Below are 19,824 nucleotides of genomic sequence, written 5' to 3' on the forward strand. Positions count from 1 at the left end.
AACGGTTTCTCCACACCCCCGGCGGGGCAGGGGAGGACATGGCCTGGGAGGAGGAGCTCTTCGCCGTCTTCGACGAGCTCGAGCAGCAGGCGGAGGCGCTCTACGACGCGGAGCGCGACGCCGACCTGGCCGACCGCAGCCGGGCGGCGTACCGCGACGTGACCCTGGCCAGCCGGCTGGCGGCCTCGGTGGACGCCGGGGTCCGGCTCGAAGTCGTCGGCGTCGGGGCGGTCGCCGGCGTGCTGGAGCGGGTCGCGGAGGGCTGGTGCCTGCTCCGCGGCCCCGCGCAGGACTGGATCGTCTGCATCCCGGCCGTCGCGGCCGTGCACGGGGCCTCGGAGCGCTCCGTTCCGGAGGTCGCGTGGCCGGCGACGGCGCGGCTCGGGCTCGGCTCGGCCCTGCGCCGGCTCGCCGACGCGGGGGAGCGCTGCGTGCTGCACCTGCGCGACGGGAGCCGGTACGACGCCGTGCCGCGCCGGGTCGGCGCGGACTTCGTCGAGGCGACCGTCGGCGCGGACCGCACGTTGCTGGTGGCGTTCAGCGCCCTCGCGGCCGTCCAGTCCCGCTGATGCCGAGTCGGCGCGGTTTCATCCTTGGCAGGGTGAATCCACGCCGACTCGGCGGGCGGCGGGAGTGAATCCGCGCCGACTCGGCGTCAGGTCGCGTCGGCGTCGTACGGCGGGACCTCGCCGTCGTCGAGGGGTCGCTGGCCGCGCCGGGTGGGTCGGCGGACCGGCTCGTCGTCCTCGTCGAGCGCCTCCTGGATGTGGCGGCGGACGATCGCGCGGGGGTCGAGGTCGCGCAGCTCGAGGTCGGCGTACTCCGGGCCGAGCTCGGCGCGCAGCTCGTCGCGCGCGCTGTTGGCCATGCTGCGGACCTTGCGCACCAACTGGCCGAGCTGGCGGGCGAGCTCCGGCAGCCGGTCCGGGCCGAAGACCAGGACGGCGACGAACGCAAGGACCGCGAACTCAGGCAACCCAACCCCGAACACGCGGTAAACCTACTGCCTAGAACTTGCTGGTGGGGGTGAGGCCCAGCTGCATCCCCGCCAGCCCGCGGCCGCGGCCGGCGAGCTTCTCGGCGACCTCGACGAGCACGCGGGCGCCGGGGGCGGTCGGGTCGGACTCGACGATCGGCTTGCCGACGTCGCCGCCCTCGCGCAGCGAGGTGTCCAGCGGGATCCGGCCGAGCACGGGCACGTCGTACCCGAAGCGGGCCGAGAGGGTGCTCGCCACGCGCTCGCCGCCGCCGCTGCCGAAGATCTCCAACCGGTGGTCGGCGGAGGCGTCGCAGTGGGGGCAGGGGAGGTAGCTCATGTTCTCGACGACGCCAACGACGCGCTGGTGCATCATCGAGGCCATCGTGCCGGCGCGCTCGGCGACCTCGGCCGCGGCCTCCTGCGGGGTGGTCACCACGACCACCTCGGCACCGGGGAGGTGCTGGCCGAGCGAGATCGCGACGTCGCCGGTGCCCGGGGGCAGGTCGAGGAGCAGCACGTCCAGGTCGCCCCAGTAGACGTCGGCGAGCATCTGCACGAGCGCCCGGTCCAGCATCGGGCCGCGCCACGCGACGACCTGGTCGCGCCGCGGCTTGAGCATGCCGATCGAGATGACCGAGACGCCGGAGGCGGTCGGCACCGGCATGATCAGGTCGTCGACCTGGGTGGGCCGGCTGTCCGCGACGCCGAGCATCGCGGGGACCGAGTGGCCGTAGATGTCCGCGTCGACGATGCCGACCTTGAGGCCCTGCTGGGCCATCGCGAGGGCGAGGTTCACGGTGACCGACGACTTGCCGACGCCGCCCTTGCCGCTGGCGATCGCGAAGACCTTGGTGAGCGAGCCCGGCTGCGCGAACGGGATCTCCCGCTGGGCCGTGCCGTTGCTGAGGATCTCCTTGAGGCCGGCGCGCTGCTCGGCGGTCATCACGCCGAGCTGGAGGTCGACGCCGGTGACGCCGGGGACGCCCCCGACGGCCGCGGTCACGTCGCGGTTGATGGTGTCCTTGAGGGGACAGCCGGCGACGGTCAGCAGCACGGTCAGGTGCACGAGACCGGCGTCGTCGATGGCGACGGAGTCGACCATCCCGAGGTCGGTGATGGGGCGCTTGATCTCGGGGTCGTTGACCGTCGCGAGAGCGGCGGTGACCTGCTCGAGAAGGGGGCTGCTCATGATCCCCGAGTCTACGTGGACGGTCGATCGGGATCGGCGTCGGCCGGGTGAGTCTGGCCACGCTCGACCTCGCGCTCGTCGAGCTCGGCCAGCAGGCTGCGCAGCTCCGAGCGCAGGTAGTCGCGGGTCGCGACCTCTCCGACGGCCATCCGCAGCGACGCGACCTCGCGCGCCAGGAACTCCATGTCGGCGTGCGCGCGGGCGTCGGCCTGCCGGTCCTGCTGGGCGATGACCCGGTCGCGCGCCTCCTGGCGGTTCTGCGCGAGCAGGATCAGCGGGGCGGCGTACGACGCCTGGAGGCTGAGGATGAGCGTGAGGAAGATGTAGGGGTAGTCGTCGAAGCGCCAGTCCGCCGGGGTGGTGAAGTTCCACAGCACCCAGAACGCCACGAACAGCGTCATGTACAGGAGGAACGTCGCGGTGCCCATGAACCGGGCGAACTGCTCGGCGAAGACGCCGAAGCGGTCGGTGTCGTACGCCGGGCGGCGGACCAGCCGGCGGCGGCGGAGCTCCCGCGGCGCGTCGAGGCGCGGCGCGCGGTCGCGCTCGCTCATCGCCGGGGCCCCTGCCGGATCGCCTGGTCGCGCCAGCCCTCGGGCAGCATGTGGTCGAGCAGGTCGTCGACGGTGACGGCGCCGAGCAGGTGGCCGGCGTCGTCGACCACCGGCGCGGCGACCAGGTTGTAGGTCGCCAGGTGGGCGGCGACCTCGTCGATGGTCGCCTCGGGCCGCAGCGACTCCATCGAGTCGTCGAGCGCGCCCGCCACGAGCGTCGAGGGAGGCTCGCGCAGCAGCCGCTGGATGTGCGCGACGCCGAGGAACTTGCCGGTGGGCGGCTCCAGCGGCTGGCGGCACACGTAGACCAGCGCCGCGAGCGCCGGAGTCAGCTCGGGGTTGCGCACGTGGGCGAGCGCGTCCGCGATGGTCGCGTCCGGGCCGAGGATGACCGGCTCCGGCGTCATCATGCCGCCGGCGGTCTCCTCGGCGTAGGACATCAGCCGGCGGACGTCCTCGGCCTCCTCGGGCTCCATCAGCTCCAGGAGCGCCTCGGCGGTCTCGGGCGCCAGGTCGGCGATCAGGTCGGCCGCGTCGTCGGGCGACATCTCCTCGAGGATGTCCGCGGCGCGCTCGTTGTCGAGGTGCTCGAGGATCTCGACCTGGTCCTCCTCGGGCAGCTCCTCGAGCACGTCGGCGAGGCGTTCGTCGTCGAGGGCGGCCACGACCGCGGTCCGGCGCTCGAGCGGCAGGTCGTGGATCATGTTGGCCGCGTCGGCCGGGCGCATCTCGTTGAGCGCCGCGATCAGGTGGGTCGCGCCCTGCGCCTCCTCGCGCCCGGTCAGCCCCGAGACGTCGCGCCACTCGAACACATGGGTCTGGCCGCGGCGGCGCAGCCCCTTGGCCGGCTCCTGGATCGCGACCCGGCTGAGCACCCAGTCGCGGTTGCGCGCCTGCTCCATCGCGACGTCGTAGACGGTGCCCACGATGGAGGAGCTCGGGACGGTGACGGTGCGGTCGAGCATCTGGCCGATCACGAGGGTCTCGGTCGGGCGCTGCTCGAACCGGCGCATGTTGAGCAGGCCGGTCGTGTGGACCTGCCCGCTGTCGATGTTGGTGACCCGGGTCATCGGCACGAAGATCCTGCGGCGCCCGAAGACCTCGGCCACCAGGCCGAGCACGCGGGGCTGGTGGATCTCCGACCGGACCGCCACCACGAGGTCCCGCACCTTGCCGACCTGGTCGCCCTGGGGGTCGAAGATCGGCAGCCCGACGAGGCGGGCCGCGTAGACGCGGGAGGGGGTGGTGCTCATCCGGGGTCCCCGCGGAAGCGTGGGATGGAGGAGCGCAGCGGGGGAAGCCCGCGCTTTCGTGGGGTGAGGCTCACGTCTCGACAGGCTACCGGCGTGGGCGGCCCCCGCGGTGCAATGAGGGGGCGAGGCGGCACCCCACCTATACTCCGAGGCATGTCGGGTGCCCGTGGACAGAGCCTGCGCAGGGCGGCGTTGCCGCTCGTCGCGCTCTGCGCGTTCGGTTGCGGGAGCTCCGGCTCCTCGACTCCGGACGCGGTCGGGACCGACGCGTCCAGCCCGCCGGCGACCTCCGACTCCACCCCGGGGTCGACGCCGGCCGACAGGCCCGCTTGCGAGACCGTGTGGCAGGTCGACGAGACCCTGCCGCGGACCTACCGGGGCTGTGTCGACAGCACCGGGACCCTGGTCCCGCGCGACGCGCTCGGCTGCTCCTCGGGGCAGCGGCTGGTGCGCCACGACGACCGCTTCTGGGCGGTCCTCGGCGGCACCATCCACGAGGCGTCGTCCACGCTCGCCGACGACCCGGACTTCCGCACCGACGTGCGCAGCTGCCGGGCGTGACACCACCGAGGAGTTTCCTGCGTGACCAGATGTCTTGCCCTGCTCGTTGCGATCACCGCGTTCCTGGTGCCGGTCGGCGTCCCGACCGCCGCGGAGGCCGCGCCGGACAACTACCGGCCCCAGCCCGGGGTGACGTTCAACAACCCCACCGGTGACCGCGACAACCGGCGCCAGATCTACCGCAAGCTCATGCGGTCGATCGACTCCGCGCCGCGCGGCAGCACGATCAAGTTCTTCACCTGGAACTTCCTCACCAGCGAGGGCACGGACGCGCTGCTCCGAGCCCAGCGCCGTGGCGTCACCGTCCGGCTCCTCATGGACGCCAGCAACAACAAGGACGAGATCGGCAACCCGCCGTTCCGGCGCCTGCGGGCCGGCCTGCACAAGCGCAACCTCGAGCGCCCGCACCGCCCGAAGAGCTGGGCCAAGACCTGCCAGAACTCCTGCCGCGGCTCCGGCGGCGCGGCGCACGCCAAGTTCTTCATGTTCTCCCAGGTCGGCAAGGTCCCGCGGGTGGTCTTCCAGGGCTCGGCGAACTTCACGCTGGCGTCGACCAACAACCAGTGGAACGACGCCGTGATCCACACCCGCAGCAAGCCGGTGTGGCGCTTCTACGACAAGGTCTTCCGCGAGGCCTCGCTGGACAAGAAGGCCTCGCCGCCGTTCGTCGCCGGTCACTTCGGCGACTTCTCGCTCTACATGTTCCCGCTCCAGGGCACCAAGGTGGACCCGGCGTACCGGCTCCTCAACAAGGTGAAGTGCCGCGGCGCCACGAACACCGCCTCCGGCCGCACGGTGCTGCGCCTCGCGCCCGACGTGATCCGCAACGCCCGCGGCATGAAGTTCGCGCGGAAGATCCGCGGGCTGTGGGAGGCCGGCTGCGACGTCCGGATCGGCTACACCGTGCTCGGCATCGACATCGGCCGCTACCTGCGCGGCACGTCCGGCCGCGGCCCGGTCCCGATGAAGCACCTCGTGCAGGACTTCGACGGCGACGGCCAGTTCGACAACTACTTCCACCTCAAGGCGATGGCGATCATCGGCAACGTCGCCGGCAAGCGCGCGAACAAGGTGGTCCTGAACGGCTCGGCCAACCTCTCCGGACTCGGCGGGGTCAGCGACGAGAACATCGGCGTCTACTGGCGGGCACCGATCACGGACCGCTACCGCCAGCACATCGACTACTGGTACGAGAACTTCCCGGCGGACCGCAGCCCGAACGGGGCGGCCAACGGCACCACGCCGGCCGCGCGTCGAGCGGCGTCCGAGGGCCAGCTCGTCTTCGGCAGCGGTGCGAACGCGGTGTACGAGGACGGGACGCCGTACTCCACGACCGGCCTCGACCCGTACGCGAAGCTCGACCGGATGGACTGATCCGCGGTGGCACGCGTGCCCTCCTACCTCCGGGTGCGAGGCGTCGACGACGCCGGTGTGTCCCTGCTCGTCACGGCCGACCGGCCCCTCGACCTCCTCGTCGACGGGCGCCGGGTGTGGACCTTCTGGACCGGGCGCGACACCGTGCCGGTCCACTCACCCGTCGGGCGGGGGCCGTGGCCGCTGCGCCGCGCTCCGTGGCCGACGCCGCTCCAGCGGCGCCTCGACGGACGGTCGACGATCACGGTCCGCGACTCGGCGTCCGGGCGCACGTACTTCGAGCGGGAGCTGGCCTTCGGGGACCGCGAGGGCCCGATCCTCGTGCAGAACCGCGACGGTCTCGACGTCGGCATGGACAAGTCGGGGCGGCTGGTGCCGGTGTTCGCCGGGCGCTCCGACCGCGACATCGCTGCGCTGCTGGACGCCGTGGGCGCGGTGCTGGCGGCGCTGCGCTCGGCCGGCCTGGAGCCGTTCGTCGCCTACGGCACGCTGCTCGGCGCCGTGCGCGAGGGCCGGGTGCTCGGGCACGACTCGGACGCCGACCTCGGCTACGTCAGCCGGCACACGAACCCGGTCGACGTCGCGCGCGAGTCGTTCGCGGTGCAGCGCCGGCTGGCCGCCGAGGGCTGGCAGATCTCCCGCTACAGCGGCGGCTCGTTCAAGATGCTCGTCACCGAGGGTGACGTCACCCGCGGGCTCGACGTGTTCGGCGGCTTCCTCGACCAGGGCCATCTCTACCTGATGGGCGAGATCGGCGTCCCGTTCGAGCGGGAGTGGATCACGCCGCTGGGGGAGGCCCGGCTCGACGGCCGTCCGGTGCCGGTGCCCGCGCGCCCGGACAAGCTGCTCGAGGCGACGTACGGCCCGGGCTGGCGGACCCCGGACCCGGCGTTCAAGTTCACGACGCCCGACCGCACGGTCCGCGCGTTCGAGGACTGGTTCCGCGGCACCCAGCCGGGGGTCCGCTACTGGGACCGCAAGGCCTACCAGAACGCCCGGCGCACGCTGCCCGAGAAGCCGTCGGCGCTGGCCCGCAACGCCGCCGCGGCCGCGACCGAGCTCGGCGCCGAGGTGCTCGACGTCGGTGCCGGCCGGGGCATCGACAGCGTCTGGCTGGCGCGCCAGGGCCTGCCGGTGACGGCCTACGACTACACGCGCCGGGGGCTGAACGTCGCCGCCGAGCTGGCCACGACCGAGGCGCTCGACCTCACGACCCGCGACCTGAACCTCACCGAGTGGCGCTCGGTGCTCGCCGAGGGCGCGCGGCTCGCGCACCGCCGCGGCCCGAAGGTCGTGGTCGCCCGGCACCTGCTCGACGCCACCACGACCGAGGGCCGGCAGGCGTTCGGCCGGCTGTGCTCGATGGCGCTGCGCGACGGCGGCCGGGTGTTCGCCGAGTTCTTCCTGCTCGACGAGGACCGCCCCGACGAGAGGCCCGAGTGGATGCTGGGGCGCCCGGACCCGGAGGCGGTCACTACGCTGCTGCGCGACGCCGGCGCGACGCGGGTGGACGTGACCGAGAAGGCCCGCGGCGGACGGCCGCTCGCGAGAGTTGTGGGAGTGTGGTGAGCATGGGTCTGCGCAGTGACGTGGAGCGGCTGGAGCAGCGGGTCGCCGACCTCGAGGCCGACCTGGCCGAGATGCGCCGGCACCACCTGCGCCTGGCCGAGCTCGCCGACGTCGTCTCGGAGCTGCTGGTGCCGATGGCGAACCGGGACGAGGCCGCGATCCAGGCGGCGATCGAGCGGTTCCAGGAGTCGCTCTAGTGGTAGCCGATGGTTGACCGCGTCTTCGTGCACATCGGGCTGCCGAAGACCGCGACGTCCTACCTCCAGACGATCATCTGGTCCAACCGCGACCGGCTGCGCGAGCGCGGCGTCGTCGTGCCCGGCGCCGAGCGGCGCGACCACCTGTGGTCCTCGCGCACCGTCCGGGAGCAGACGAGCCACCGCAGGGCGCCCGAGCACCAGCAGCAGGCGTGGACGCGGGTCCGTGCGGAGCTCGCCTCGTCGCCGGGCACAGGCTTGGTCAGCCACGAGTTCTTCGCCGCGGCGTCGGCCGAGCAGGCCCGGGCCATGGTCGAGGCGCTCGCGCCGGCCGAGGTGCACCTGGTCGTGACCGCGCGGGAGCCGCTGGGACTGTTCACCGCGAGCTGGCAGGAGAGCCTGAAGAACGGGGCGACGACGCCGATGCCGGAGTACGGCCGCACCGTCTCCGCGAAGCCGACCGACATCTGGAACTGGCGCACGCTGGACCTGCGCCTGGTCCTCGAGCGCTGGACCCGGGCCGTGCCGGCGGCGCGTGTGCACGTGCTCGTGCTCGACCCGGGCGCCCCGCGCGAGGACGTGTGGGAGCGGTTCGCCGCCATCGTCGGCTTCCCGACCGAGGGCATCGACCTGTCCGGCTCGTTCCCGAACACCTCGATGGGCGTGGCCGAGGCCGAGACGCTGCGCCGGGTCAACGGGCAGCTGACCGGCTTCGGCAAGGCCTTCGACAAGGGCGTCTACCTGCGCACCTACCTCGCGGACGAGCGGCTCGTGCCGCGCGGCGGGGAGCGGTTCTGGCCCGAGCCCGACCAGGTCGAGGACTGCCGGCGTCGCGGCGAGGAGGCCGTGGCGCACCTGGCGGCGGGGGAGTACGACGTCGTCGGCGACGTGGAGCACCTGCGGGTCCCGGCGGAGCTGGAGGAGCGTCGCAGCACGACGTCGGTGACCGACGCCGAGGTGGCCGAGGTCGCGGTCGGGCTGGTCGCGACCATGTTGGGCGACGTACGCGACCTGAGCGGGAAGTCCCGCGGGGGCGGGGGACCCGGGTGGCGCTCGAGGTTCCGCCGCAGGCTCAGGGGCGGCGCCCCAGACGCTTGAGCCCCTGCCTGGCCGACGCCGGGCGGCCGACCGGAGCGGCGTCCTCGACGTAGTAGCCGGCCTTGGGGCCCTCGGACAGCTCGGCGACCCGCTGGGCGAGCTGCTCGGCGGCGCCCGCGGGGAACGCGCGCGGCGTGTGCCCGCCGCGCTCCGGGTCGGCGTCGACCAGCAGCTGGAGGTCGGCCAGCGTCTCGACGTCGTCGCGGGTGGTCAGCTCGTAGATCCGGCGCAGGTACCTCTCCCGGGTCGCCGGCGGCAGGTCGCCGGAGAGCAGGGTCTTGAGCGCGCGGGCGGACGGCTGCCGCGAGGGGCGGTAGCGAGCCGGCCCGGCCGAGGCGAGCGCGGTCCACTTGCGCACGAACTCCTCGCCGGAGGGCGCGTCGTAGTGCAGGACGTGCAGCCGCGGGTCCTCGTGCCGCGGCTGGCGCACGCCGTCGGCCGAGACGCCCTCGTGCAGGGTGAGGCCGAGCCCGGAGCCGGGGCGCACCCCCGACTTCCCGAGCACGTGGCCGTGGAAGTAGGCCTGGTTGGTCGGCTCGGGCAGCGCCCCCAGCACGTGCAGCAGGTTGAGCTCGGCGTCGTCGAGCAGGTGCTTGAAGCGGGTCGGCCGCCCGTCGGTCTCCCACTCGCTGACCGCCTCCCACGGGGTCAGCCAGACCGCGTCCACGCCGGCGGGCACGGCCGCGAGGGCCTCGTGGTCGAGCACCGCGACCTCGTCGCCGTCGACGTGGAACAGCCACTCCGCCCAGTCGTACGGCGCCAGCACGGTCCGCACCCAGTTCGCGTTGGTCCGCTGGCGGACGTTGAGGCTGGCCGGCCGGTCGCCGGCCCACCAGGCGCGCCGGCCGGTCGGGACGCACGTGACGTGCGGGTGCTCGCCGAGCATCGCCGCGACCTCGGCCTGGCCGTCCTCCCGGGGCGCGTCGAGGAACACGAACATGTGGTCCACGCCGGACGCGAGGTTGGCGTCCACGAAGAACCGGACGTTCTCCGCGGAGTCCTTGACCGTCGTGGCCGTGAAGTACATGGGCGTCAGCGTAAAGGTGGAGGGACCAGGGCCCGATGTTATGGTCATGCCCGTGACCGGACCGTCCCACCGCGCCCCGAAGGCCGGTCGGCGGACCTCGCGGGTCGCGGTCGCGATCCTCGCGCTCGGCGTCCTGGTCGCCCTCCTCGCCACCGTGCGCCTCGCGGGCTCCGACGGCGGCTCGACCGCCGCGGACCTCGGCGAGCGCGTGGCCGCGACGAGCAGCCCCACAGCCTGGCCGAGCGCGAGCGCGAGCGGGTCCGGTGCCGCGGTGTCCCGCTCCGCGCCGACGACCGCGCCCCCGCAGAAGGTCGTCCAGGCCGCGGTCGTCAAGCCGAAGCCGCCGAAGGTGCTCGAGCGCGAGCGGGTCGAGCGGATCGCGGCGAAGCAGGAGGCCGAGGTCGACGCGCCGTTCGACGTCACCATCGGCACCTTCAACGTGCTCGGCAGCCAGCACACCGCCCCCGGCGGGGACCGCCGGCGCTACCCGCCGGCCTCGGTGCGCACACCCGGCGCGGCCAGCCTGATCGCGGCCCACCGCATCGACATCGTCGGCACCCAGGAGCTCCAGGGCGACCAGCTCGCCGGGCTCACCTCGCGCACCGGCCTGACCGCCTGGCCGGGCACCGCGTGGGGGGCGCAGGAGACCGACAACTCGATCCTCTACGACGACGGCCGCTTCGACTACATCGAGGGCACGAGCTTCACCGTGACCTTCATGGGCCGCCCGCGGCCCTCGCCGATCCTCAAGCTGCGCGAGAGCGCCAGCGGCCGCGAGTTCTACGTCGTCAACACCCACCTCTCCGCCGGCGGCGGCCGCTACGCCACCGAGCGGCGCAACGGCATGGCCACGCTGGTGCGCGTGATGACCGGCCTCAAGGCGACCGGCCTGCCCGTGCTGCTGACCGGCGACATGAACGACCGCGTGCCGTTCTACTGCAACGTCGTCAGCCCCGCCGGCCTGGTGAACTCCAACGGCGGCGGCGCGGGCTGCGCCCCGCCGGCCGGCCAGATCCCGGTCGACTGGGTCGTCGGCAGCGGCGTCACGTGGAGCGGCTACTGGCGCGACACGTCCTCGACCACGCGCCGGATCAGCGACCACATCTTCGTCAGCGCGACCGCCCACATCGCCTGAACGGTGATCCTGAGAACTACCCGGAGAACTACAGCGTTGTAGTTCCGGCGCACGCCTTGTCAGTGACGGATGAGGATGATGTGATTCCTGTGACTGGTGAGATCGAGAGGAGACGGTGATGGGTGCACGCATGGGTCGGTACGGCGTCGGCGCGGTCGTCGCGCTCGCGCTCGGACTGTCCGCGCTGGCACCCACGTCGGCCCTGGCGCGCGACAACGAGGTGCCCGAGGAGCCGACCCCGGCCGGCTCGGAGACCGTCACGATGATCCAGGCGAACATCCTGACCACGCTCAAGCCGGCGCCCTTCCAGAAGGACGCCCGCACGGTGACCTCGCTCCTGCCCGACGTGATCAGCTACAACGAGGTGCCGTTCCGGCACGACGTGTTCCTCGCCCCCGAGGGCTACGCGATGTACCGCGACATGTCGAACCGCTTCACCGCGGCCACCCCGGTCGCCTGGCGCACCGATCGCTGGACCGCTGTCGCCACCGGCAACCAGTGGATCTCCAACTGGCGTGGCCGGCCCCCGGGCAAGCAGGTCGAGCTCGGCCGGCGTACCGCGAACTGGGTGAGGCTCCAGAGCGTCGACGGCAGGGTGATCAACGTCGTCTCCACCCACATCGCGCCGCCGACCCGCGGCATGCCCGACCTCCTGCGCCGCTCGATCAAGAGCCTCGACAAGCTGGTCGCGAAGCTCGCCCCCAGCGGCCCGGTGCTCGTCGGCGGCGACTTCAACGTGCACTACAAGAGCGGCCGCTACCCGCGAGACCTCTTCGACGCCAGCCGGCTGACGCCGACCTATGACGTGCTCGGGACGTCCTTCCCGACCGGCGACCACTTCGGCAACACCATCGACTACCTGTTCAGCCGCGGAGAGGGGCAGCTCACCGCGACGAACCACTACGCGGTGGAGCTGAAGTCCGACCACGACGCCGTCGTCGGCGAGTACACCTGGCTGGTCGACGCCCCCGCGACGATCAGCTCGGTGCGGAACAAGCCCTCCGGCACCAGGCCCGAGCAGCGCGCGGTGGTCAAGGCGCTGACCCGCGCGATCGACGCCGCCGAGGCCGGCTCGACCGTCGCGCTGCGGACCTCGGTCTTCGACCTCCGCGGCGTGCTGCGCTCCCTGCGCAAGGCGCTCGAGCGGGGCGTCCACGTCCAGGTCATGACCGCGAACGACGCCCCGACCGGTCGCGAGCGGACGCTGGGTCGCGCGGTGGCCGCCCACGGCGACCCCGACAGCTGGGTCCAGGCGTGCGGCGGCGGGTGCCTGCCGTCGTGGCGCGAGGCCGGCATGCCGCCCGCGCTGCTGATGGTCGGCGACGCCGCGGGCGAGTGGACCACCCGCTTCGACGCCAACCGGATGGTCGTCTCCGACCTGACCGCGATGCCGTCGCGCGTGAAGATCCAGAGCGGCCCGATCGCGCTCGAGGGTGGAGCGGCTCTCCTGGCTGGAGGGGCCGGCTGACATCCTTGGGCGCATGCCCGACGCCCCCCGGCTGTACCTCCACGTCGGTCTCCAGAAGACCGGCACGTCGTACCTCCAGGCCGCGCTGCTCAACAGCCGCGAGAGCCTGGCCGACGCCGGCCTCGACCTGGTGCCCCCGACCAAGCGCGAGTCCTTCGAGCTGATGGTCGTGGTGCGCGACCGGTACGCCGACCGCCGCGACGACGAGTCCGACCGCAACATCCTCGACCGGTTCACCCAGCAGCTGGCCGCGGCGAGGGGATCCCGGGCGGTCTACAGCCAGGAGTCCCTGGCCGCGGCGAGCCCGGCGCAGATCGAGCGGCTCCTCGCCGCCTGCGGCGACCGCGAGGTGCACGCCGTCGTGACGGTCCGCGACCTGCCGCGCGGCCTGCCCTCGGCCTGGCAGGAGGAGATCAAGGCCGGCAGCACGGCCCGCTTCGGCCGGCACCTGCGCAAGCTGCAGCGGCAGGAGCGCGAGGGCGCGGGCCGCAACCCGTGGATCCACCTCGACGCACCCGCGGTGCTCGCGCGCTGGGGCGAGCACGTGCCCGCCGAGCGACTGCACGTCGTCACGGTGCCGCCGTCCGGCAGCGCGCCGACGCTCCTGCTGGAGCGCTTCGCCGCCGTGCTGGGCGTCGACCCCGGCCTGCTCGAGCCGGAGGAGCGGCCGGCCAACACCAGCCTCGGGCTCGTGCAGGCCGAGGTGCTGCGCCGGGTCAACGCCGAATTGCCCGACGAGGTGCACCGGCGCTACGTCTACAGCGACGTCGTGAAGCGCTCGTTCGCCAGAGGGGTCCTCGGGCGCCAGGAGGGCGAGCGGATCCTGGTGCCGGGGGAGTACCGCGACTGGTGCGAGGAGGTGACGGCCCGCCAGGTCGAGGCCCTGCGCGGGTACGACGTCGTCGGGTCGCTCGACGACCTGGCCTGCTCCGACAGGTACTTCGCGACCGAGCCGCAGCGCGCGCGGCAGCGCGACGTCGCCTCCACGGCGGTCGCGGCGCTGGCCACGATGCTCGGCGAGCGCGGCACGGCGGTCGCCGGGCGGCGTACCGGGGAGATCCGGGTGCGGCCGACCAGCAGGCTCAGCCGGGTCAAGGCGCGGCTCCGCGGCCGGTGACGAGTGGGTCACACCGGGGGTACTGACTGGTAGCGCGGGGGATAGCATCACTGCCGGTCCACGCACCTCGTCACGGAAGGATTTCCATGGGTCGCCTTTGCCAGACCGACGGTCTCACCGAGGAGCAGCAGGAGATCCTCAAGGCGGTACGCCGCTTCGTGGACGACAAGATCCTGCCGGTCGCCACGGAGCTCGAGCACGCCGACGAGTACCCGCAGGAGATCGTGGACGGGCTCAAGGAGCTCGGCATCTTCGGCCTGATGATCCCCGAGGAGTACGACGGGCTCGGTGAGTCGCTGCTGACCTACGCCCTGTGCGTGGAGGAGATCGCCCGCGGCTGGATGAGCGTCTCCGGTGTCATCAACACCCACTTCATCGTGGCCTACCTGCTCATGCAGCACGGCACCGAGGAGCAGAAGAGGAAGTACCTGCCGAGGATGGCCGCCGGCGAGGTCCGCGGCGCCTTCTCGATGTCGGAGCCGGGCCTGGGCTCGGACGTCGCGGCGATCCGCACGAAGGCCGTCAAGGCCTCCGATGACTCCGACGAGTACGTCATCGACGGCCAGAAGATGTGGCTGACCAACGGCGGCACGTCCACGCTGATCGCGCTGCTGGTGAAGACCGACGACGGTCACGACTCGGTCTACAAGAACATGACGACCTTCCTGGTCGAGAAGGAGCCGGGCTTCGGCGAGGTCGCGCCCGGCCTGACCATCCCGGGCAAGATCGACAAGATGGGCTACAAGGGCGTCGACACCACCGAGGCGGTGTTCGAGGGCCACCGGATCGCGGCGGAGCAGATCCTGGGCGGGGAGACCGGCAAGGGCTTCTACCAGATGATGGACGGCGTCGAGGTCGGCCGCGTCAACGTCGCGGCCCGCGCCTGCGGCATCGGCCTGCGGGCCTTCGAGCTCGCGATCGCCTACGCCCAGCAGCGCGAGACCTTCGGCAAGCCGATCGCCGACCACCAGGCGATCATGTTCCGGCTCGCGGAGATGGCGACCAAGGTCGAGGCCGCGCACGCGCTGATGGTCCGCGCCGCCCGCCAGAAGGACAAGGGCGAGCGCAACGACGTCGAGGCCGGCATGGCCAAGATGCTCGCGTCGGAGTACTGCAACGAGGTCGTGTCGGACTCGTTCCGCATCCACGGCGGCTACGGTTACTCCAAGGAGTACGAGATCGAGCGCCTCTACCGCGAGGCGGCGTTCATGCTCATCGGCGAGGGCACCAGCGACATCCAGAAGATGATCATCGGCCGGAGCCTGCTCAAGGACTACAAGCTGGGATCCTGACTTGGCGCAACGCCTCTACCTGCACCTCGGTCTGCCGAAGAGCGGCTCGACCTTCCTCCAGTCGGTCATCGGGGGCAACCGCGCCGCGCTGAAGGAACACGGGTACGCCTACCCGTACGTCCAGCAGGAGGGCATGTTCCACGCGGCCGTCGAGATGGCCGGCAACCCCGAGCACTGGGGGCTGAGCCGCGAGGACGTCGACGGCACCTTCGACGCGATGCTCCAGCGGGGCCGCGACCTCGGGCGGACCGTGGTGATCAGCCACGAGATCTTCGGGGCCGCCTCGCCGGCACAGGTCGAGGAGATCGTCGGGCGGCTGGCGGACTTCGAGGTCCACCTGGTGGTGACCGTCCGCAACATCGGGCGGATGTTCACGGCCCAGTGGCAGGAGGCGGTCAAGAACGGCAACCCCGAGTCGTTCGCCGACTTCGCGGAGCGCCAGCTGGCGGCGCTGCCCGAGCCGGGGGACCGGGTGATGGCCGGCTTCTGGCGCGGCCAGAACCTCGCCTGGCTGCTGGACCGCTGGCGCCCGTACGTCCCGCCGGAGCGGACCCACGTCGTGGTCAGTCCCGCGGGCGGCGCCGACCCCGAGGTGCTCTGGCGGCGGTTCGCGGAGGCGATCGACCTCGCGGCCGACGCGATCGACACCTCGACGGTCCCGGGCAGCAACGAGTCACTGGGCACGCCGCAGATCGCGCTCCTGCGCCAGGTCGTCTCGTCCCTGGACGGGCGGCTGGAGCAGCCGTGGTACTCGCTCGTCGCCAAGCGCTGGTTCGCGCAGTCGATGCTCAGCCAGGTCCGCTCCCGCAAGCCGGTCACCCCCGCGCCCGTGGCCGAGCAGCTGGCCGGCGTGGCCCGCACGTGGATCGAGCTGGTCGAGACCGACGGCTACCGGGTCCACGGCGACCTGGCCGAGCTGCTCCCCGCCGTACCCCCGGACGGGACGCCGCACCCCGACGACGCGTCGGCCGAGGACCAGCTGGCCGGCCTGGCCGACGTCCTGGCTGCCATGCTGCTCCGCGTGCGTGACGACCGGCGGCAGATCGCCGAGCTGAAGGCGGCGAACAAGATGCTCGAGGCCCAGGTCGCCGACCTGACCCGGCCGCGGTCCCTGTGGAGCAGGGTGTGGCGGCGGTGAGCGACGCGCTGACCTTCCACCTGGGCACGCCCAAGAGCGGCACCACGTCGCTCCAGGGGATCCTGTCGCACAACCGGCGGCGGCTGAGGAAGGCGGGCTACCTCTACCCGGGCGAGAACCCGAGCCACTTCATCGAGGTGCTCGGGCTGCGCGACGGGGGCTTCCGCGGCCACAGCTACGCGTCGTCCGAGGGTGCCTGGGAGCGGCTCGTCGGCGAGGTCGAGCGGCACCGCGGGCCGGTCCTCGTCTCGCACGAGATCCTCGGGGGGTCGAAGCAGCCGGTGGTGGAGCGGGCGGTCGCGTCGTTCCCCGGTCGGCCGCTGCGCGCGGTCATCACCTGCCGCGACCTCGGCCGCCAGCTGCCCGCCGCGTGGCAGGAGGGCGTGAAGAACGGCGACACCGAGACGTACGCCGAGTTCCTCGACGCCGCGCTCGAGGGCTGGGCCGGTCCCGGGGCGGCGAAGGGCTTCTGGCGCGGCCAGAACCTGGTCACGATCGCCCGGCGCTGGGCCCGGCACCTCGGCCCCGAGAACGTGCTGCTCGTGACCGTCCCGCCGCCCGGCGCCGACCCGGACGTGCTGTGGCAGCGGTTCCGCGAGGCCGCCGGCCTGCCGGCGATCGACTACGACCTCCCCGCAGCCACCCGCAACCCCTCGCTCGGCGCCGTCGAGACCGAGCTGCTGCGCCGGATCGTCTCCTCGCTGCCCGCCGACGTCCCCTGGCCCGTCTACACCCGCCAGGTCAAGCGCCGGCTCGCCCAGCGCGAGCTCGTGCAGCGCCAGGCCGGCGGCCCCATCACGGTCCCCGAGCGGTACCGCCCCCGGATCGCCGAGATCCAGTCCGAGATGCTCGACGCCGTGCGCGAGGCGGGCTACCCGGTCGTCGGGTCGCTCGACGACCTCACGCCGGCGTACCGCTCCGACGGTGTCTCGCCCGACGAGGTCACCGACACCGCCCTGCTCGACCGCGCGCTCGAGGTGATGGCGCCGATGGTGCTGCGCGACAACCCGCGCAAGAAGGGCTGAGCGCTCGGTGGTGGTGGTGGTGGCCGTGGCCGCCGCCGACGATTCATCACGGTAGGCAGGTGAGCTTGCACTCCCCTCGGCATACCCACCGCGGGGAGTGCGGATTCGACTGCCTACCGTGATGAATCGGCAGACAGCCGAGCTACGAGCGCTCCGCGTGGGGGCCGAGGAGCCGGCGCAGGTAGCGGCCGAGGGGCACGCCGCAGAGCGCCATCGCCACCACGGCGAGACGTGCCGGGTCGGGGCGGTCGACGTGCTCGGTGTCGGCGGCGTGCCAGCTGCAGGTCGTCCCGGGCGGGAGCCAGGTCCGCTCGGCGGTCCCGTAGAACGAGGAGGCCATCGCGAAGTCGCACCGGAGCGAGCTCTCCGCGGTCCACAGCCAGAACACGATGATCGCGGCGGACAGGGCCGCCAGTGCGTACGACGTGCCGACGAGCCAGCGGCCCGGGTAGGCGGACGGTGAGGACACGTGCCGACTGTACGGAGCGCTCGGCTAGGAGCGGTCCGCGTCGATGTCCTCGACCAGCTCGACCCAGCGGTCGACGACGGCCCCGGGCTCGAAGTCGCGGGCGGTCTCCAGGCCGGCGGCGCCGAGCTCCCGGCGGCGGGCCGGGTCGTCCATGAGCGAGCGGAGCGCGTCGGTGAGGCCGTCGATGTCGCCCTGGCGGACCAGCAGGCCGTTGGTGCCGCTCCGGATCAGCTGGCGGGGGCCCTCGGGGCAGTCGAAGGAGACCGGGGGGACGCCCTTGCTCAACGCCTCCAGCAACACCATCGGCAGGCCCTCGTAGCGCGAGGACATCGCGTAGATCGACGCGCCGGCCAGCTCCTGCTCGAACTCGCGGGTGACGCCGGCGAGCAGGATCCGGTCACCGACGCCGGCCTCCGCGACAGCCTGCGCGAGGACCGAGTGCTGCGGGCCGTCGCCGTAGATGCGCAGCTGCCAGTCGGGGTGGGAGGTCGCGAGAGGGACCCAGGCCTCGACGAGCCGCTCGAAGCCCTTCTGGAGGCTCAGCCGGCCCGCGGCGATCACGACCGGGTTGGTGAGCGGGGCGGGCTCGCCGCCGGTGAACGGCGTGGGGTTCGGGATCGCCCCCATCCGCAGCGACGGGTCGTCGACGTACTCCCTCCAGCGCTCGAGGTCGGCCTCGGTGAGCGTCAGCAGCGCGTCCAGGCTGCGGACGCCGCCGGCGCCGGTCGCGACGCGGCGCAGCGCGGCGCGCAGCGGCTCGGGGCGGGGCAGGAACGACAGGTGCTCCTGATGGACCAGGATCGAGTCCGGATGGGTCCACAGGGCCGCCGCGACGCCGAACTCGGGCCGGGTCGAGACGACGACACCCGGCGGGAGCGCCGAGAGCTCCTCCTCGAGCCGCTTGTCGACGAACGCCGTGAACGACTGCCGCGCCTGCTCGTCCGCGACCAGCCGCGAGGGCTGCTCGTCGAGCTTGCGGATCCTCCGCTTCGCCTGCGGGTCCTTGCGCGGGACCGGCCGGGGCCGGCTCGGGTTCTCGGGATCGAAGCGGTCGTAGAGCGGCACGAGCCGCACCCGCGGGTCGAAGGCGAACGCCGGCTGCTCGGACGAGCGCGACAGCGTGATCACGCGGACCTCGTGGCCGCGCTCGACCAGGGTGTTGGCGGTGATCGAGGTGGTGCGGGCGATGCCGCCGGTGGCGTACGCCGAGGGGACGAGGAACGTCCACCGGCGGGTGCGCTCACCCGCGGAGCGGATGCGGCGCCGCCTCGCGGCCGGCGCGGGCTCCTGCTCGGGCTCCTGCTCGGCCCCGGGCGCCATCTGGAGCCGGAGCTGGCCGACCGCGAGCGTGCGCCCCGCGGTGACGAGCTCGGCGTCGGTGACCGAGTCCGGGTGGCGCGCCCCCGGACGGTCGTCGCCGGTGGTGATGTCGTCGAGGTCGCCGGTCACCTGCACGCCGAGCTCCCGGAGCCGCCGGGCGGCGTCGGCGCCGCGCTCGAGCAGCCGGTCGCGGAGCTCGGGCCCGACGCCGATCGGCTCGCCCGGCACGCCGACGAGCACCTGGCGCACGAGCGTGTTGCGCAGCCAGCGAGCCGGGCCGTTGCCGGGGTCGTCGGTGCGCTCGATCTCCGCGAGGAGGGCGGGGCCGTACTCCTGGAGCAGCCGAGCGCCCTGGACCGACAGCGACTCGTTCGCCGGCCGCGGCAGCGCGGTGCCCTCGGGGGAGAAGCCGATGGTCTCGGCGAACCGCCGCCACAGCAGGTCGGGTGCGCCGCCCGTCGGGGGCGTGGTGACGACGTGGACCCGCTCGGGCCCGACGATCGCGGCCCACCGCTGCGCGACCGCGGCCGGGTCGAGCACGTCCCACGTCCACTTGCCGTCGCCGTCGAGGGCGGCGACGAAGTCGGTGAGACTGTGGCCGCGCCCGACCTTGAGCGACTCCTGCCATGCGGCGGGTACGGCGAGCACCGGGCTGCGCGTCGTGATGACGACGTGCACGATGCCGTCGGGGTCGTTGCCGGGTCCTCCGCCGATCTGCTCCACCGCCGCCTCGGCCTGGCGCCGGTTCGCGGCCAGCCACCACTCGTTGCTGAGCACCACCTGGCCGTCGTGGGCCGCGGCCTGGCGACAGAAGCTGCGCCACACCGGGGCCGCGCGGCCGACGTCGATGTGGGCGCCGGCGCGGACCTGCATCGACGCGCGTTTCTGGTCGAAGGCCTTCCTGCCCGGGTAGAGCACCCCGCGCTCGAGCAGCTGCTCCCGGTTCGCCCACAGCGTGGACTGGAGGAACGTGGTGCCGGACTTGGGCGTGCCTACGTGCAGGTCGACCCGCTGGGCCATGCTGGCTCCTTCCGCGTTCGCCGGCGCATCTACAGTAGT

At 73.0% G+C, this 19,824-nt stretch carries 19 protein-coding genes; 12 read left to right on the forward strand and 7 right to left on the reverse strand.

Annotated elements, in window-relative coordinates:
• The first annotated feature begins 38 nt into the window (after positions 1–38).
• Positions 39–569 (forward strand): hypothetical protein, encoded by a 531-nt coding sequence (locus tag ACYQ0U_RS02320; protein WP_459968980.1) that lies wholly within the window; start codon positions 39–41, stop codon positions 567–569.
• A gap of 86 nt (positions 570–655) precedes the next feature.
• On the opposite strand, the gene ACYQ0U_RS02325 is transcribed toward ACYQ0U_RS02320, so the two are convergent.
• From ACYQ0U_RS02325 to ACYQ0U_RS02340, 4 genes are read right to left on the reverse strand one after another with little or no spacing between them, the layout of a single operon-like run.
• Complete coding sequence (locus ACYQ0U_RS02325) at positions 656–991, reverse strand: sec-independent translocase (RefSeq protein ID WP_459968982.1); 336 nt, start codon at positions 989–991, stop codon at positions 656–658.
• Between the two features lie 16 nt (positions 992–1,007).
• Positions 1,008–2,168 carry an Mrp/NBP35 family ATP-binding protein gene (locus ACYQ0U_RS02330; protein ID WP_459968984.1) on the reverse strand — a complete coding sequence of 387 codons (1,161 nt, stop codon included), beginning with the start codon at positions 2,166–2,168 and terminating at the stop codon, positions 1,008–1,010.
• An 11-nt stretch (positions 2,169–2,179) separates the two neighbouring features.
• Entirely contained in the window at positions 2,180–2,722 is a 543-nt protein-coding gene (locus ACYQ0U_RS02335) for a DUF1003 domain-containing protein (protein WP_459968986.1), read from the reverse strand.
• On the reverse strand, positions 2,719–3,975 hold the full coding sequence (locus ACYQ0U_RS02340; protein WP_459968988.1) for a magnesium transporter MgtE N-terminal domain-containing protein: 1,257 nt from the start codon (positions 3,973–3,975) through the stop codon (positions 2,719–2,721). Before ACYQ0U_RS02340 ends, ACYQ0U_RS02335 begins: the two co-directional genes overlap by 4 nt.
• Positions 3,976–4,128: 153 nt before the next feature.
• On the opposite strand from ACYQ0U_RS02340, the gene ACYQ0U_RS02345 reads away from it, so the two are divergent.
• From ACYQ0U_RS02345 to ACYQ0U_RS02365, 5 genes are read left to right on the forward strand one after another with little or no spacing between them, the layout of a single operon-like run.
• Positions 4,129–4,536, forward strand: coding sequence for a hypothetical protein (locus ACYQ0U_RS02345; protein ID WP_459968990.1), 408 nt, complete (start codon positions 4,129–4,131; stop codon positions 4,534–4,536).
• Between the two features lie 21 nt (positions 4,537–4,557).
• A complete protein-coding gene (locus tag ACYQ0U_RS02350) occupies positions 4,558–5,910 on the forward strand; it encodes a phospholipase D-like domain-containing protein (RefSeq protein ID WP_459968992.1) in 1,353 nt (450 codons plus the stop codon).
• A gap of 6 nt (positions 5,911–5,916) precedes the next feature.
• On the forward strand, positions 5,917–7,479 hold the full coding sequence (locus ACYQ0U_RS02355) for a class I SAM-dependent methyltransferase (RefSeq protein ID WP_459968994.1): 1,563 nt from the start codon (positions 5,917–5,919) through the stop codon (positions 7,477–7,479).
• 2 nt (positions 7,480–7,481) lie between these two features.
• Complete coding sequence (locus tag ACYQ0U_RS02360; protein ID WP_459968996.1) at positions 7,482–7,676, forward strand: DUF6752 domain-containing protein; 195 nt, start codon at positions 7,482–7,484, stop codon at positions 7,674–7,676.
• Between the two features lie 9 nt (positions 7,677–7,685).
• Entirely contained in the window at positions 7,686–8,774 is a 1,089-nt protein-coding gene (locus ACYQ0U_RS02365) for a hypothetical protein (protein WP_459968998.1), read from the forward strand.
• On the opposite strand, the gene ACYQ0U_RS02370 is transcribed toward ACYQ0U_RS02365, so the two are convergent.
• Complete coding sequence (locus tag ACYQ0U_RS02370) at positions 8,749–9,801, reverse strand: glycosyltransferase family protein (RefSeq protein ID WP_459969000.1); 1,053 nt, start codon at positions 9,799–9,801, stop codon at positions 8,749–8,751. The two genes, ACYQ0U_RS02365 and ACYQ0U_RS02370, sit on opposite strands and share 26 nt — an antisense overlap.
• Before the next feature lie 52 nt (positions 9,802–9,853).
• Between ACYQ0U_RS02370 and ACYQ0U_RS02375 the strand changes: the two genes are divergently transcribed.
• The 6 genes from ACYQ0U_RS02375 (at position 9,854) to ACYQ0U_RS02400 (ending at position 16,976) form a co-directional block, all read left to right on the forward strand.
• Positions 9,854–10,936 carry an endonuclease/exonuclease/phosphatase family protein gene (locus ACYQ0U_RS02375; protein WP_459969002.1) on the forward strand — a complete coding sequence of 361 codons (1,083 nt, stop codon included), beginning with the start codon at positions 9,854–9,856 and terminating at the stop codon, positions 10,934–10,936.
• 118 nt (positions 10,937–11,054) lie between these two features.
• Positions 11,055–12,404 carry an endonuclease/exonuclease/phosphatase family protein gene (locus ACYQ0U_RS02380; protein WP_459969004.1) on the forward strand — a complete coding sequence of 450 codons (1,350 nt, stop codon included), beginning with the start codon at positions 11,055–11,057 and terminating at the stop codon, positions 12,402–12,404.
• A gap of 13 nt (positions 12,405–12,417) precedes the next feature.
• Positions 12,418–13,521, forward strand: a complete 1,104-nt coding sequence (locus ACYQ0U_RS02385) for a hypothetical protein (protein ID WP_459969006.1) — start codon at positions 12,418–12,420, stop codon at positions 13,519–13,521.
• An 86-nt stretch (positions 13,522–13,607) separates the two neighbouring features.
• Positions 13,608–14,813 (forward strand): acyl-CoA dehydrogenase family protein, encoded by a 1,206-nt coding sequence (locus ACYQ0U_RS02390; RefSeq protein WP_459969008.1) that lies wholly within the window; start codon positions 13,608–13,610, stop codon positions 14,811–14,813.
• Position 14,814: 1 nt separating this feature from the next.
• Positions 14,815–15,951 (forward strand): hypothetical protein, encoded by a 1,137-nt coding sequence (locus tag ACYQ0U_RS02395; protein WP_459969010.1) that lies wholly within the window; start codon positions 14,815–14,817, stop codon positions 15,949–15,951.
• On the forward strand, positions 15,948–16,976 hold the full coding sequence (locus tag ACYQ0U_RS02400; RefSeq protein WP_459969012.1) for a hypothetical protein: 1,029 nt from the start codon (positions 15,948–15,950) through the stop codon (positions 16,974–16,976). The genes ACYQ0U_RS02395 and ACYQ0U_RS02400 overlap by 4 nt, the downstream gene beginning before the upstream one ends.
• Before the next feature lie 142 nt (positions 16,977–17,118).
• On the opposite strand, the gene ACYQ0U_RS02405 is transcribed toward ACYQ0U_RS02400, so the two are convergent.
• Both ACYQ0U_RS02405 and ACYQ0U_RS02410 read right to left on the reverse strand, forming a co-directional pair.
• The gene (locus ACYQ0U_RS02405) at positions 17,119–17,445 is read right to left on the reverse strand and encodes a hypothetical protein (protein WP_459969014.1); all 327 of its coding nucleotides are present in this window, start codon (positions 17,443–17,445) and stop codon (positions 17,119–17,121) included.
• A 24-nt stretch (positions 17,446–17,469) separates the two neighbouring features.
• The gene (locus ACYQ0U_RS02410) at positions 17,470–19,785 is read right to left on the reverse strand and encodes a glycosyltransferase family 4 protein (RefSeq protein ID WP_459969015.1); all 2,316 of its coding nucleotides are present in this window, start codon (positions 19,783–19,785) and stop codon (positions 17,470–17,472) included.
• Positions 19,786–19,824: the final 39 nt, after the last annotated feature.

The organism is Nocardioides pyridinolyticus (assembly GCF_054653575.1).

Coding starts and splice junctions, on each gene's coding strand:
- ACYQ0U_RS02330 (WP_459968984.1), bottom strand. CDS start 2,168: ATGAGCAGCCCCCTTCTCGAGCAGGTCACCGCCGCTCTCGCGACGGTC.
- ACYQ0U_RS02340 (WP_459968988.1), bottom strand. CDS start 3,975: ATGAGCACCACCCCCTCCCGCGTCTACGCGGCCCGCCTCGTCGGGCTG.
- ACYQ0U_RS02320 (WP_459968980.1), top strand. CDS start 39: ATGGCCTGGGAGGAGGAGCTCTTCGCCGTCTTCGACGAGCTCGAGCAG.
- ACYQ0U_RS02370 (WP_459969000.1), bottom strand. CDS start 9,801: ATGTACTTCACGGCCACGACGGTCAAGGACTCCGCGGAGAACGTCCGG.
- ACYQ0U_RS02360 (WP_459968996.1), top strand. CDS start 7,482: ATGGGTCTGCGCAGTGACGTGGAGCGGCTGGAGCAGCGGGTCGCCGAC.
- ACYQ0U_RS02335 (WP_459968986.1), bottom strand. CDS start 2,722: ATGAGCGAGCGCGACCGCGCGCCGCGCCTCGACGCGCCGCGGGAGCTC.
- ACYQ0U_RS02380 (WP_459969004.1), top strand. CDS start 11,055: ATGGGTGCACGCATGGGTCGGTACGGCGTCGGCGCGGTCGTCGCGCTC.
- ACYQ0U_RS02365 (WP_459968998.1), top strand. CDS start 7,686: ATGGTTGACCGCGTCTTCGTGCACATCGGGCTGCCGAAGACCGCGACG.
- ACYQ0U_RS02345 (WP_459968990.1), top strand. CDS start 4,129: ATGTCGGGTGCCCGTGGACAGAGCCTGCGCAGGGCGGCGTTGCCGCTC.
- ACYQ0U_RS02410 (WP_459969015.1), bottom strand. CDS start 19,785: ATGGCCCAGCGGGTCGACCTGCACGTAGGCACGCCCAAGTCCGGCACC.
- ACYQ0U_RS02385 (WP_459969006.1), top strand. CDS start 12,418: ATGCCCGACGCCCCCCGGCTGTACCTCCACGTCGGTCTCCAGAAGACC.
- ACYQ0U_RS02390 (WP_459969008.1), top strand. CDS start 13,608: ATGGGTCGCCTTTGCCAGACCGACGGTCTCACCGAGGAGCAGCAGGAG.